At 61.1% G+C, this 14209-nt stretch carries 11 protein-coding genes and 1 tRNA gene; 4 read left to right on the top strand and 8 right to left on the bottom strand.

Annotated elements, in window-relative coordinates:
- Nucleotides 1–119 precede the first annotated feature (119 nt).
- The gene (locus C7477_RS00225; RefSeq protein ID WP_110747382.1) at nucleotides 120–1442 is read right to left on the bottom strand and encodes an ABC transporter substrate-binding protein; all 1323 of its coding nucleotides are present in this window, start codon (nucleotides 1440–1442) and stop codon (nucleotides 120–122) included.
- Between the two features lie 206 nt (nucleotides 1443–1648).
- On the opposite strand from C7477_RS00225, the gene C7477_RS00220 reads away from it, so the two are divergent.
- The 4 genes from C7477_RS00220 (at nucleotide 1649) to ggt (ending at nucleotide 6683) form a co-directional block, all read left to right on the top strand.
- A complete protein-coding gene (locus C7477_RS00220) occupies nucleotides 1649–2857 on the top strand; it encodes an ROK family transcriptional regulator (protein WP_110747379.1) in 1209 nt (402 codons plus the stop codon).
- 37 nt (nucleotides 2858–2894) lie between these two features.
- A complete protein-coding gene (locus C7477_RS00215) occupies nucleotides 2895–3995 on the top strand; it encodes a Gfo/Idh/MocA family protein (protein WP_110747376.1) in 1101 nt (366 codons plus the stop codon).
- Nucleotides 3996–4207: 212 nt separating this feature from the next.
- Complete coding sequence (locus C7477_RS00210) at nucleotides 4208–4849, top strand: ThuA domain-containing protein (protein ID WP_110747373.1); 642 nt, start codon at nucleotides 4208–4210, stop codon at nucleotides 4847–4849.
- Nucleotides 4850–4931: 82 nt separating this feature from the next.
- Nucleotides 4932–6683, top strand: coding sequence for a gamma-glutamyltransferase (gene ggt / locus C7477_RS00205; protein WP_110747370.1), 1752 nt, complete (start codon nucleotides 4932–4934; stop codon nucleotides 6681–6683).
- A gap of 202 nt (nucleotides 6684–6885) precedes the next feature.
- On the opposite strand, the gene C7477_RS00200 is transcribed toward ggt, so the two are convergent.
- The 7 genes from C7477_RS00200 to C7477_RS00170 form a co-directional block, all read right to left on the bottom strand.
- Nucleotides 6886–8532, bottom strand: a complete 1647-nt coding sequence (locus C7477_RS00200) for an ABC transporter ATP-binding protein (protein ID WP_110747367.1) — start codon at nucleotides 8530–8532, stop codon at nucleotides 6886–6888.
- Complete coding sequence (locus tag C7477_RS00195; protein WP_110747363.1) at nucleotides 8529–9452, bottom strand: ABC transporter permease; 924 nt, start codon at nucleotides 9450–9452, stop codon at nucleotides 8529–8531. The genes C7477_RS00200 and C7477_RS00195 overlap by 4 nt, the downstream gene beginning before the upstream one ends.
- Nucleotides 9453–9456: 4 nt before the next feature.
- Entirely contained in the window at nucleotides 9457–10371 is a 915-nt protein-coding gene (locus C7477_RS00190) for an ABC transporter permease (protein ID WP_110747360.1), read from the bottom strand.
- Nucleotides 10372–10601: 230 nt separating this feature from the next.
- A complete protein-coding gene (locus C7477_RS00185) occupies nucleotides 10602–12113 on the bottom strand; it encodes an ABC transporter substrate-binding protein (RefSeq protein WP_110747357.1) in 1512 nt (503 codons plus the stop codon).
- Between the two features lie 66 nt (nucleotides 12114–12179).
- A complete protein-coding gene (gene kdgD / locus C7477_RS00180; RefSeq protein ID WP_110747354.1) occupies nucleotides 12180–13103 on the bottom strand; it encodes a 5-dehydro-4-deoxyglucarate dehydratase in 924 nt (307 codons plus the stop codon).
- Between the two features lie 75 nt (nucleotides 13104–13178).
- Nucleotides 13179–13904, bottom strand: coding sequence for a FadR/GntR family transcriptional regulator (locus tag C7477_RS00175; RefSeq protein ID WP_110747351.1), 726 nt, complete (start codon nucleotides 13902–13904; stop codon nucleotides 13179–13181).
- A gap of 134 nt (nucleotides 13905–14038) precedes the next feature.
- Nucleotides 14039–14115 (bottom strand) — tRNA-His (locus tag C7477_RS00170).
- Nucleotides 14116–14209: the final 94 nt, after the last annotated feature.

The raw sequence follows: 14209 nt of genomic DNA, 5'->3' as shown, positions 1-14209 counted from the left end.
CCTTCATTCTGCAAGGTTTGCGATTGGTGCCACGCATCGATGAAGGCTAATCTCCCCCCTTGAGGGGGAGATGGCTGGCAAGCCAGAGGGGGGTATCGGCCCGCCTACGTCTCCGGCTATTACTCCAGCCCCAGCGCGTCCTGGATCATGCGCGACCCCTCCTCCGGCGACATCTGCCCGGTGAGGATTTCGACCGAGACATCATTGACCACGCGGCCAACCGCCGGCCCCAGATCCTGGTCGAAATAATTCTGGTGCCATGTGGAGGCGGCGAGTTGGTCGGCGGCGGCGCGCATCAGCGGGTCGGTGATGGCCTCCTCGGCGCCCGTGGCGACCGGAATGAGCATCCCGGCCTTCGCCTGTATCCGCTCGTTTTCCCGGTTGGTCAGGTAGCGCAGGAAATCGACCGCTTGCGGCGGTGCTTTCTTGGTCACGGCCCAGCCATTGAGACCCCCCAGCGTATCGGTGGGCTTGCCCTTGCCACCCTCGACCATGGGAAAGGCGAAGCGGCCGAGATTCTCCCTCGCAAGACCCTTGCCATCGGCGGCATGGGTGCGCTGGTCGTCCTCGGTGTTCTCGAAGGAGAGGATCATCGCCGCCCCCCCATCGCCGAAGATGCCCAATGTCTGCGACCAGTTGGCGCCGAGATAGCCGCCCTGGAAGGGCTCCAGCTTCCCAAGATCCGCAAGCTGGCTGCCCGCCTTGATGATCGCAGGGTCCATAAAACCCTCGCCTTCCTTGTTCTTGGCGGCTTCGAACACCTCCTGCCCGCCATTGCGCATGACGAGATAGCTCCAGTAGAAATGCAGCGGCCATTTATCGCCGCCACCGCCGGCAATCGGCGTCACGCCCGCTGCTTTCAGTTTCTTGACGGCATCGAGGAAATTGTCCCAGCTCTTGATGTCCTCGGCCTTCACGCCGGCTTTTTCGAAAAGCGCCTTGTTATAGAAGAAGCTGACCGTTCCCAGCTTGTAGGGAACCGCAAAAATCTTGTCGCCGAAGGTAAAACCCTTCACGGCGGCCGGATTGTAGCTCTTCACCCAGGCGCCATTGTCGGCGCTCATCGCGCCGGTCAGATCCATCAGCGCCCCGGTTTCGGATTGCTGTTTCAGCACGCCGCCGCCCCAGGAATAGAAGAAGTCCGGCGCGTCGTCGGATTGCAGAAGCGTCGGCAGCTTGGCCTTGAACGCCTCGTTTTCCAGAAATTGCAGCTGGATATCCACGCCCGGATGCTCGGCTTCGTATTTTCTGGCGATGTCTTCCCAGACCTGGACATAAGCCGGCACGGTTTCCAGATGCAGCCATTTGACTACGGTCTGGGCGGCACTGGCGCCAGTGCTCAAGAGAAATGCCATGCCGGTCGCGGCGGCAAGGGCGGACAGATGTTTGACGGTGAACGAATGTCTGGCGCGAAGGGGCGCCTCCCCATAGGTATGGTTCATTGCAGTCTCCTCCCGGGGAAGGTCCTCACCAATTTTTCCCCAATGCGGATTAATTCATCCGACGTTTGCGCAGATGTCAACGGAGATTCGGAATTTTCGGCTGATCTGCTTGACAGGCGGCTGATATTGCCGGTTATTTAATTCGCGATCCGGCGTAATTCTGAGTCGGCTGCATTGGATAATTTACGAGTACTGCCTGCCAGATCATGAAGACAGCCGACCCCGAACTCATGCGAGCGATCAATCGCTTCAACGTGCTGGATACGATCCGCCGGCATGGGCCGATCTCGCGGGTGGAAATCAGCGAGCGCTCCGAGCTTTCCACCACTACCGTCTCGGCAATCACGGGCGCGCTGCTCGATGACGGGCTGATCCTGACGCGGCATGAAGGTGACCTTCGCAATGCCGCGTCGCGCGGTCGCCCCCGCGTCATGCTGGAGCTGAACCCCAATGCCGCGCGTGTCGTGGGCGCCAAGATCGCGGCGCATTGCATGGTCTTCGCCGTCACCGATTTTCGCGGCGAGGTGCTGTCGCAATTGACGCTGCCGATCCGGGTCAACCGCCAGTCGATATCAGTCATCGCCGATTTGATTGAGGATGGCGTGCGCCGCTGCGTGGTCGATGCGGGGCTTGTCCTTGGCGATGTCGATTCCATCTGCATCGGCCTGCCCGGCGTCATAGAGCACCGCACCGGCCTTGTCCGCTCCAGCCCGATCTTCCGCGAGACGGACGTGGATTTCGCCAACGAGATGACGAGCCGGCTCAATGTGCCGACCATTGTGGAAAGCGACGCGCATGCGATTGCGCTTGCTCACCACTGGTTCGGCAAGGCGCGGGATCTCGATGACATGGTGCTCGTCTCGTTGGAGCAGACGCTGGGCCTCGGCGTGCTGCACCACGGCCAGCTCTTTCGCGGCGCCGGCGGCCTCAGCCACAATCTCGGTGACCTGGTGCTCGGCATCGGGCCGCAGGATATCGTGCGGCTTTCGGCGCTTGCCGGGGAAAACGCCATCCTTGGCAACCAGCCGGATGGCGGCGGGCGGTTTGCCGAGGCGATGCGGCTTGGGCGCGGCATGGCGATGGCCCAGACACTTATTGCCGCCGACGACAATACGCTACTCGCCGCCGCTACACGCGCGGGAGAAGCGGTCGGGCTTGCGGTCGCCAATATCGTCACGCTGTTCGGGCCGCCGCGCGTCATCATCGTCGGGTCCAGCCTGTCGCTGGGACCGGTCTTTCTCGACAGCCTGCGCGATGCCTACCGGCGCGCCATCCCGTCCTCGATACAGGCCGTTGCGGAACTCGTCTTCGACGAATCCGCCGACGAGACATGGGCGCAAGGGGCGGCCGTGGTGGCACTCTGCGAACTCTACGAATCTCCATGGGGGACGACCGGGCCGGCGCCGGCCCTGTAACGAGCGCTAAACAATTATTCTCAGGAGGAGGAAACTGATGGAAAGACTTGGCATTGGCATCATCGGCTGCGGCAATATTTCGTCGGCCTATCTGAAGGCGATGGCCTCCTTCCCCATTCTCGATATCAGAGGCATCGCCGATTTGAACCGCGGCCTCGCCGATCAGCGCGCGGCGGAATTCAACGTTCCCGCCCGCGAGATAAGCGAGCTTCTGGCCGACCCGGCAATCGAGATTATCGTCAACCTGACTGTTCCGAAAGCGCATGTGGCGGTGGCGATGCAGGCGCTGGAGGCCGGCAAGCACACCTATTCGGAAAAGCCGCTCGGCATCGATTTCGCGGAAGGCAAGAAACTCGCCGACTTCGCCGCCGCCCGCAATTTGCGCATCGGCGCGGCGCCCGATACGTTCCTCGGCGGCTCGCACCAGACGGCGCGGGAGATCATCGATTCCGGGGCGCTCGGGCAGCCGGTGGGGGGTACCGCAACCTTCATGTGCCCCGGCCACGAACGCTGGCACCCCAACCCGGATTTCTACTATGAAATCGGCGGGGGGCCTATGTTGGACATGGGGCCTTATTACATCACCGATCTGGTCAATCTGCTGGGGCCGGTCGCACAGGTCGCGGGCTTTGCCGTCGCCCCCCGCAAGGAGCGCGTGATCACCAGCGAGCCCCGCAATGGCGAGCGCATACCGGTGCATGTGCCGACCCATGTCGCCGGTGTGATGGCGTTTAGGAACGGCGCGGTGGTGCAGATCGGCATGAGCTTCGATGTCGCCGGGCATAAGCATGTGCCGCTGGAAATCTACGGTACCGAAGGTACGCTAATCGTGCCGGACCCGAACCATTTTGGCGGGCAGGTCGAATTCCTTAGGAAGGGCGGCGCTTTCGAGCCGCGCGAGACGACGGAGCCCTATGCCGACGGCAATTACCGCTCGCTAGGCGTCGCCGACATGGCCCATGCCATCCGCTCGAACAGACCGCACCGGGCAAATGGCAGCCTCGCTTTGCATGTGCTGGAGGTGATGGAAGCGTTTCATAAAGCTGCCGAAACCGGCACGACGGTTCATATCACGACGGAGACGGAACGGCCCGCGCCGCTGTCCGAGTCGCTCATCGATGACCGTATTGGACGATGATGTATCGATTTGCTAGAGCCCTTCACCTCGTGGTTCGAGGCTCATTCCGCTTCGCTCCAATCGCACCTCACCATGAGGTGAAGGGGCGCAGGCGTTCCCGTAGCCCTCATCCTGAGGTGCTCGTGAAGCGAAGCGGAACGAGCCTCGAAGGACGAGGGCGCTTGGCGCTTCCAACAAAGACAGAACGCTCGTAATTTCAGGAGGAGAATACCATGCGTGAAGCACTTATCGTCTGGGGCGGGTGGAGCGGGCACGAGCCGCAGGAATGCGCCCATATCATCCGCGACATGCTGCAGGAGGATGGATTCAAGGTCTATCTGGAGCATTCGACCGAGGCCTTCGCCGACCCGTCGATCCATGATCTCTCGCTGATCGTGCCGATCATGACCATGTCGAAGATCGAGAAGGAGGAGGTGAAAAACCTCTCTGCGGCGGTCGAGAACGGCGTCGGCATCGCCGGCTATCATGGCGGCGCGGGGGATGCTTTTCGCGACAGCGTGGAATACCAGTTCATCATCGGGGGGCAATGGGTGGCGCACCCCGGCAACATCATCGATTACACCGTCAACATTACGCGGCCCGACGATCCGCTGATGGAGGGGATCAGCGATTTTCCCTACAAGTCGGAGCAGTATTACATGCATGTCGACCCCTCGAACGAGGTGCTGGCGACGACGCGATTCAAGGGCGACCATGCCTCATGGATCGACGGCGTGGTGATGCCGGTCGTCTGGAAGCGGAAGCACGGCAAGGGGCGCGTGTTCTATTCCGCGCTCGGCCATGTGGCGAGCGAGTTCGACGTTCCGCAAATGCGGACGATTTTCCAGCGCGGCGCCAACTGGGCGGCGCGATAAAAGGCAACTTTGGGAATTGACGGAACCTGTCATTTGAGTTTGGCTGGTGCGCTTGGAGTCGGTCAATAACGGAGGGTGCGGCATGCGAGTTTTTACGGGCATTGGTCTGGCATTGGCGTTTTCGGCAGGCTCATCGATGGCGCAGCAGGCATCGGATACGGTCGCGCCGGAACGGGCAACCGGGTTCGTGGCGGCCAAACGTGTCGAGGCGAAGAATTTCATGGTCGCCGCCGCCAATCCGCTGGCAACCGAAGCGGGACGTGATGTGCTCGCCAAGGGCGGCAATGCGATCGACGCGATGGTTGCGGTGCAGACGGTGCTCGGCCTTGTCGAGCCGCAGAGTTCCGGCCTCGGCGGCGGCTCCTTCCTCGTCTATTACGATGCCGCTTCGAAAAAGCTCACGACGTTCGACGGCCGCGAAACGGCGCCTATGGAGGCTACGCCGAAACTCTTCCTCGATGCCCAGGGTCAGCCGCTGAAATTCATGGATGCGGTGGTGGGCGGTCGTTCGGTGGGTACGCCCGGCACGGTGCGGCTGCTGGACGACGTCCACAAACGATATGGCAAGGCAGACTGGCAAACCCTTTTCGAGCGCGCGGAGCAACTTGCCTCCGACGGCTTTCAGGTTTCTCCGCGTCTCGCCTCGCTGATATCAGCCGAAGGCGACAAGCTGAAAAAATACGAAGGCCCGCGCGGCTATTTCTTCGATGCGTCCGGCGCGCCGCTGAAGGCGGGCGCTGTCCTGAAGAATCCGGACTACGCCGCAACCTTGAAGGCGATCGCCACAGGCGGCGCCAATGTATTCTATCGCGGCCCGATCGCCGAGACGATCGTCAAGACGGTGCGCGAGGCTGCCGGTAATCCGGGCGCGCTCTCGCTGTCAGACCTGGCCAACTACCGCGTCACGGAGCGAGAGCCCGTTTGCGCCGCGTATCGCGCCCTCGATATCTGCGGCATGGGGCCGCCATCCTCCGGGGCGGTGGCGGTCGGCCAGATCCTCGGCATGGTCGAGAACTTCGATATCAAGGCGCTCGGACCTCAAAACGCCGAAAGCTGGCGGATCATCGGCGATGCGCAGCGCCTCGCCTTCGCGGATCGCGAGCGTTATCTCGCCGATCCGGCTTATTTGCCCGTGCCCGTCAAGGGCCTTCTCAGCAAGGATTATCTCGGAACGCGCGCCGCCCTCCTCGACGGGACGAAAGCGCTTGCGAGTAATGCCGTGAAGGCCGGGACGCCGGAATGGGACCATGCGCAGCTCCTTGGCCGAGACGCGGCCATCGAGCTTCCCTCCACCAGTCATTTCGTCATCGTCGACGGGCAAGGCAATGTCGTCTCGATGACGACGACGATCGAGAACGGCTTCGGCTCCCGTCTGATGACGGCCGGGTTCCTGCTCAACAACGAGCTCACCGATTTCTCCTTCAAGACACATGATGGCGATCTGCCGATCGCCAACCGCGTCGAGCCGGGCAAACGGCCCCGGTCCTCCATGGCCCCGACGATCGTCATGAAAGACGGCAAACCGCTGCTCGCGATCGGCTCACCGGGGGGAAGCCAGATCATCGGCTACGTCGCCCAGGCATTGATCGCCTATATCGATTGGGGGATGCCGGTCGAGCGGATCGTCGCGCAGCCGCACCTCATCAATCGCTTCGGGCCATACGATATCGAAGCCGGAACCGACGCGGAAAAGCTTGCGTATCCCCTGAAGGCGCTCGGCTACGAGGTGAAGATGGCGGAAATGAACTCAGGCTTGCACGCGATCGAGATCACGCCCAACGGTCTGGCCGGCAGCGCCGATCCCCGACGAGAGGGCACGGCGCTTGGGGAATAAGCCGGCGGTCACGCCCAATGGGGGAGGGCAATCGCATATGGCGTGGCTTGCCCCTCACCCTTACCCTCTCCCCGTAAAGACGGGGAGAGGGAGACGCCAGCGTTGCCACTTCTTCCTTCTCCCCGCGTGCGGGGAGAAGGTGCCGGTAGGCGGATGAGGGGCTTTTCAGTGCCATATGCGATTGCCCTGCGCCAATGGGGGATCAGGCCCCGGCAGCCACCCATTTCGGAACCGGCGTCGCTTCGAGCAGGCTGCGCGTATAGGGATGTGACGGGTTTCCGAATATGGCCGATGTCGTGCCATCCTCGACAATTTCGCCCTGCTTCATCACGATAATTCGATCAGCGAAGTGCCGGACAATCGGCAGATCATGGGTGATGAAGATATAGGAAAGCCCAAGGCGGGTTCTGAGGTCGGCCAGCAAATCGATGACTTGCGCCTGAATCGATACGTCGAGCGCCGAAACGGCTTCGTCGCAGACGATCAGTTCCGGTTCGCTGGCGAGTGCGCGGGCGATGGCGATTCTTTGCCGTTGGCCGCCGGAAAACTGGTGCGGATAGCGGTCCGCGTGTTCAGGCTTGAGGCCGACAAGTTCCAGAAGCTCGACCACCCGATCCTTCCATTTGGCTTTGGGGAGGATGTCGCCGTGGATGGCCCACGGCTCCGATATGATCGTATGCACGCTCATGCGCGGGTTCATCGAGCCGTACGGGTCCTGAAACACCATCTGGACCTTGCGGCGGAAGGCAAGCAGGCGGGCTTGATTCATGGAGAAAATGTCTTCTCCTGCGAATATCGCCTTGCCGCTCGTCGGTTCGGCCAGCCGCAGCAGCATCCGCGCCACGCTCGACTTGCCCGAACCGGACTCGCCGACGATGCCGAGCGTCTCGCCCTTTTTAACCTCGAAATTCACGTCGTTTACGGCGAGGAATGACTGCCTTTTTCCAAACATCCCGGAGGAAAAGAAATATTCCTTGGTGAGGCCCTCAACTTTCAGCACGGTTTCTTCCGATGATGTCGTCGACCGTTTGTTGCTGTTCTCCGCCGCGTCGCCATGCGGCAAGGCGGAGATCAGCTTTTTGGTATAGGCGTGGCTTGGCGCGGTGAAGACGTCTTTTGCGGCACCAGCCTCGACGATTTCGCCGCGGTTCATAACGATGACACGATCAGCCATCGAGGCGGCGACTTCCAGATCGTGGGTGATCAGGATGAGCGCCATGCCGGTTTCGTTCTGGAGATCGCGCAGCAGATCGAGGATTTGCGCCTGGACGCTCACGTCGAGCGCCGTCGTCGGTTCATCCGCGATCAGGAGATCCGGTTTCAGCGCGATCGCCATGGCGATCATCACGCGCTGCCGCTGGCCGCCGGAGAATTGGTGCGGATACTGGTCGATCCGCGTCTCTGGGTTCGGAATGCCTACCCGCCGCAGGAGGGAGATAGCCTGTTCACGCGCGGCCTTGCCGCTGGCGACGCCATGGCATTCGAAAATTTCGATGATCTGGCGCCCGACCGTATAGACCGGGTTGAGATAGGCCAGCGGGTCCTGGAAGATCATCGCGATCTTCCGCCCATTGATCAGCCGGCGCGGCTCACCGCGCAGGTTACCGATGGCAACGCCGTCGAAGGTGATACGTCCGCTGACGATGTCGCCCGGCGGCTGGTCGATCAAATCCATGACGGTGCTGGTGCTGACGCTCTTTCCAGAGCCGCTTTCGCCCAGGATGACAAGCGTTTCACCGCGGCTCACCTCAAAGGACACCGCATTGACCGCCCGCACGGGGGCATCATCCGAAAGAAATTCGACCGTCAGATTTTCGACCGTCAGGAGGGGGGAGGTGAACCGGCTCATCGGGGCGTCTTTCTCAGGCTCTGCAGGCGCCAGCGTTGTTGCGGGTCGGCAAAAGTTCTCGCCCAGCTGGACAGGAGGTTGAGGGATAGCGTCGTGAGCAAAATGACAAGGCCCGGCCAGAAGGAGATCCACCACGCATTGGCAAGATAGCCGCGACCGTTGGCGACCATGGCGCCCCAGGTGAAATCCGGCGGCTGGATGCCGAGTCCGAGGAAGCTCAATGACGATTCGGCGAGAATCACCGTGGCGAAATCGAGCGCCGCTATCGTCAGCAATGTTGGCAAAACGAGAGGGGCGATGTGGCGCAACACGATGCGGAAGGACCCGGCGCCCATGGATTTGGCGGCGCTCACGAACATGCGCTCGCGCAACTCCAGCACTTCCGCGCGGGTGGTGCGCAGGTAAATTGGCATGCGGGTGCAGGCCAGCACGATCACCAGATTGGTGATGCTGGGGCCGAGGGTATAGAGCACGATCAGGGCGAGAAGCAGCGACGGAAAGCTCATGACGATATCAGCCAGACGCTGGATGACCTGGCTGTACCAGCGCTCGCTATAGCCGGCGATCAAGCCCAGGATGCCACCGGTCAGCATCGAGCACAGGACCGCGACAAAGGCGATGCCCAGCGTATTCTGGGCGCCGACAACGAGCCGCGCGATGATCGGACGTCCGAGCGTGTCCGCGCCGAGGAAATAGACCCAGCCATGCTGGAACGAGAAAGGCGCGAGGTTGCGCTGCCTCAGCCCCAGCTTGGCTGCGAGATCGCCGATCAGAGGCGGCCCGGCAATCGTCGCGATGGCGAGAGCCAGGAGAAAGATCGCGGCGAACAAGGCGAGCTTGTCGCGCTTGAGGCATCTCCACATTATCAGGAGTTTTCCGGCGGGGGGAGGAGCGGCGATGTCGCTGGTGATGACGGTCATGGGCTTAATACCGGATTCTTGGATCGAGCACCGCGTAGAGAAGATCGATGCAGATATTCAGGATGAAGATCGCGGTGGCGGTGACCAGGATGGTTGATTGGACGACGGCGAAATCGCGCTGGATGATGGCGTCGATCATCAGCTTGCCGATACCCGGCCAGCCGAAGACGGATTCCACGATAACCGCGCCGTTGACGAGACCCGCCGTCAGGTCGCCGGCGACGGTGATGACGGGCAGAAGCGAATTGCGGAGCGCGTGGCCGAAGACAATCTCCTTGCGATGAAGCCCCTTGGCCCGCGCCGTCTTGATATAAGGTGCCGACAGGGCGCCCAGCATGGTGCCGCGCACGACCTGCACCAGAAGCCCGAACGGCCGAAGCGCCAGCACGAAAATCGGCATGATCCAATAGGAGATGCCGCCGGTGCCGGATGTCGGCAGCAGATCGAAGCTGACGGCGAAGACGAGGATGCCGACAATGGCGATCCAGAAATCCGGAGCGCTTGCCCCGGTCAGGGACACGAGACTGACTGTGCGGTCGAAGAGCCCGCCCGGCCTCGTTGCCGCAATCGAGCCTGCCACCAGAGCCAACGTGAAGGCGAGAGCCATGGCGACGAAGGCGAGCTTCAACGTCTGCGGAAAGGCTTCGAGCGCTATCTCCATCGCCGACCTGTTCTGGCGGACGGACTGGCCGAAATCGAGATTGATGAGATCGCGCAGATAATCAAGGAACTGCCAGTGAATGGGCTGGTCGAAACCATGCAGCTTGGCAAAGGCCTGCCTTGCCTCAAGGGTGGAGTCGAGCGGCAGGAACAGGGACGACGGATCGCCGGTCAACCGCGTCAGGAAAAAGACGAGCGCAAGCAAGCCGATGACGGAGATGACGCTGTGCGACGCGCGCTTGCCGATATAGCTGAGCATGGGATGCCTTGTGGACTGCTAATAGGAATACTCTTTGTAACGCTGGCGGAAGGGCACTCCCTTGTCTCGCCGTCATTCTCGGGCTTGTCCCGAGAATCTGCCGACGAGGAAAAGAAAAGCAATTCCGCCCCAGACTGATCAGAGCGCAGTAGATTCTCGGGACAAGCCCGAGAATGACGACCGGGGGGAGCGCGGGCATGTTGCCCGCGCCCGATACCAATCAGCCAACGTCAGTTCTTCAACTGAATATTAGCCAGTGGGATTTCACTGTTGGTGGTGATGTCGGGGCGCCAGTCCAGACGCTTGCCGACCCTCGTATAGCCGATCATGTGATACATCGGGATATCGGACACCACATCGTTTCTCGCCTTGGCGAAAATCGTCTGGAAGGCTTTGGTCCGGTCCTCGCCGCTTGCGGCAAGGGCGGTGTCGACTTCCGTATCGAGCGCCGGGTCGGATACGGTCGAATATTGCCCCGTGGAGCGGTAGAAGATCGGGATGGTGAAGGCAGCGTCGCCCTTGTTGTTGTCGTGCTGCATTTGCAGCAAGGTGGCGCCCCGCTCTTCCGGATAGGGCTTCTGGAGATAGCGTATCCAGTCGGCCACATCGAGCATGGTCAGCTTGACGTTGAGGCCGGCCTCCTGCCACATGGCGGTCATGGCTTCCATGGCCTCGCCGCCATTGGGGTAAATTCCATTGCGGCCGATCAGAGTGATCTCGGTCTCGACCGGAACGCCCGCGGCTTTCGCCTCGGCGACCAGCGCCGCGGCCTTGGCCGGATCGGATTCCCAGGGCTTCAGGGTTTCATCGTGGCCGTTGATGCCCGGCACTACCATCTGCGAGGCGCGCTTCACATCATTGCCGAATAATTGGGTCAGCCCTTCCCAATCGATAGCCAGATTGAGTGCCTTGCGGATACGCGGATCGTTGAGCGGCGGCTTGGCCGTATCGATGCGGATGGCGGTCGTTTCCGAGTTCAGATAGGCGAAATCGGTTTCCGGATTGGCTGCATCCTGAATGGCGATCGAGGGGGTCAGGTCGGCTTCGCCGGTTTCGACCATCGCGGCGCGGATGGAGGATTCCGAGCGCCAGACATAGCTCGCCTTCTCGATTGCCGGCTTGGCGCCCCAGTAGCCATCGAAGCGCTCAAGCGCCACCGATTGCGTGTCGAAGGATGCCAGCTTGAACGGGCCGGTTCCGACAGGGTTATTGACCGGCTTATCGACAGGCGTATCGGGAGAAACGACCATGACCACGCTGAGCAGCGTCGGCATGATCGGCTCCGGGCGGTCAGACTTGACGTCGAGGGTCAGGGCATCGACGGGCGTCGCCTCGATCTTCCTGTCGCCGAATTTCGCCATGTTGTTGCAGGTCATCGTCCCGCCGGCCATGCGCTTGATGGAGAAAGCAACGGCTTCCGCCGTCAGGTCCTTGCCATCCTGGAACTTGACGCCTGGCCTGATCTTGATCCGCCATGTGTTGTCATCGACCCGGTTCCATTCCGTTGCCAGTTTCGGCTGCGGCAAGCCGGTCTTGGCGTCGATGACCGTCAATGCTTCCGTGACGTTCTGGCTCAGGATCTGCCCGACATTGGTGATGATCGTGCCGCAGGGCTCCAGATTCGCCGGCTGCTCCGGCAGAACGATCTTGATGGCTTTCGAGGCGTCCTGTGCATATGCCGCGCCCGACACCGAGGCCATCAGCGCCGCGGCGAAGATGGTAATTTTGCTCGTCTTTCCCATGTTCTCTCCTCCCATTGATAGATGATCGAGTGGCAGTCAAGCCGCCACTCGCAATGCTATAAATCTTTAAGCCGCAGCCTTTTCGCTGACCTCGACTCTCTCGATCAGCCGGGCCAGCATGGCCTTCTCCTCCGGCTTCAAATTGGTCAGCGGCGGGCGCACCGGTCCCGGCGTCCGTCCGATCAGTTCCACACCGGCCTTGATGATGGAGACCGGATAACCGACCTCACGATCGCGGATGGCCGCGAAATCGTAGAAGAAGGTTTCAAGAATGCTCGCCATCGTCTGGCGGTCATCCGCGCGCATGGCCCTGTAGAAACGCTGCGCCAGCTCAGGCACGAAGTTGAAGACCGCCGACGAATAGGTGGTGACGCCGACCGCGTTGAACGCCTCGGCATAAAGCTCATGCGTCGGCATTCCGCCGATATAGCAAAGGCGGTCGCCAAGCTTGGAGGTGACATGGCGCACCAGCTCGACCTTGCCCGTTCCATCCTTGAAGCCGATGAGGTTGGGGCAGGCATCGGCAAGGCGGGCGACCGTATCGGCGTTGGCGACGGAATTGGCGCGGTTGTAGATGATGACGCCGAGGCCGGTGGAATCGCAAACCGCCTTCACATGCTGGTAGATGCCTTCCTGCGGCGCGCCGATCAGATAATGCGGCAGCAGAAGAAGCCCGTCCGCTCCGGCCTTTTCAGCGCGGCGAGCGACGTCCTTGGCGATCTCGATGCCGTAGCCGCAGCCCGAAATGATCGGCACGTCGCCGGATACGTCCTTGGCGGCTTTGGTGACTTCCGCCACTTCTTCCGGCGAAAGCGAGAAGAACTCTCCGGTGCCACCGGCAGCAAAAAGCGCAGCGGCGTCGAAGCCGGACAGCCAGCCGACATGCTCGCGATAGCTATCCAGATTGAGGCGCAGATCTTCGCCGAAATGCGTGACGGGGAAGGACAGCAGGCCAGAGGAAAGGCGCGATTTGATTTCTTCGGGGGACACTTCAGCTCCTGTAGTACGATGTCTTTGAGACAAGTCATATGATGACTAGAGCGAGGGTGTCAATGTCTGAATCGATCAACCCGGCTTGCGGATGGCGAGGCCCCGGTAACGCTTGATGCCACCCAGCAAATGCCGCCGCATGGCATCGCGGGCCTGTTCGGGGTCGCGGGCGAGAATGGCATCCACGACCTCGCTGTGTTCCGCCAGCAGGATGCTGTCCCTGTTAGGCAAGGGATCGACCCCGCCCATCACTTTGCGGAATTTCACGCGGGGGATGATGCGCCGGCCGATATGCTCCAGAAATGTCTTGAAACGGAGATTGTTGGTGGCTGTGGCTATCGCCATATGAAACTGAAAATCGGCCTCGTCCGTGGGCCTGCCATCAGCAACCAACCTTGCGAATGTATCGAGCTGGGCCTGTATCTCGGCCTCTTGCGCCGGAGAACTTCGCAGAGCCGCCAGCCCGGCAGCCTCCACTTCTATGCCGATGCGCAACTCCAATTCCTCGATGATATCGGAAATCTTGTCGGTCGCATTCGTGAACAGATGCAGCGTTTCCGGCGTTTGCCTGGGAGCAAGCACGAAGACGCCGACGCCGTGGCGCGATTCCAGGAGACCGTCGGCCCGAAGCGTTGCTATCGCCTCACGAATGACGGTGCGACTCACGCCGAACCGCTCCACCAGCACGGGTTCCGTCGGCAGCTTGTCCGCCGGTGCGTAATCGCCACCCTCGATCTGCTCGCGAAGCCGCTCGGCGACTTTCCAGGCCAATGTTCTTTTGGCGCGGATCCCATTGGTCATATGACATCTCCGTTTCAGGAGACGTATATATGAGATATGAAGACGAAAACAGAAGCAATCCAATCATCATATGATTTGATTGTTCATTCCGGCAGGAAAATAGGCCGATGGGAAAATAGGCAAAATATTGGAAATGGTACGGTCGGTGGGGATCGAACCTACGACCTCAGGAGCCACAATCCTGCGCTCTAACCAACTGAGCTACGACCGCGCACCAAATCACAGGGCGGAGCGGATGGCTCCGGCGCCCGATAGGGGTCACATACGGAGAATCGGAACGATTTGCAAGCCTTTACCTTTGCTTT

It is taken from the genome of Paramesorhizobium leguminum (assembly GCF_003217235.1).
GTDB classification, from domain to species: domain Bacteria; phylum Pseudomonadota; class Alphaproteobacteria; order Rhizobiales; family Rhizobiaceae; genus Paramesorhizobium; species Paramesorhizobium leguminum.
Note: the sequence above shows the minus strand (reverse complement) of the source record. Positions and strands in the feature narration are given on the sequence as shown.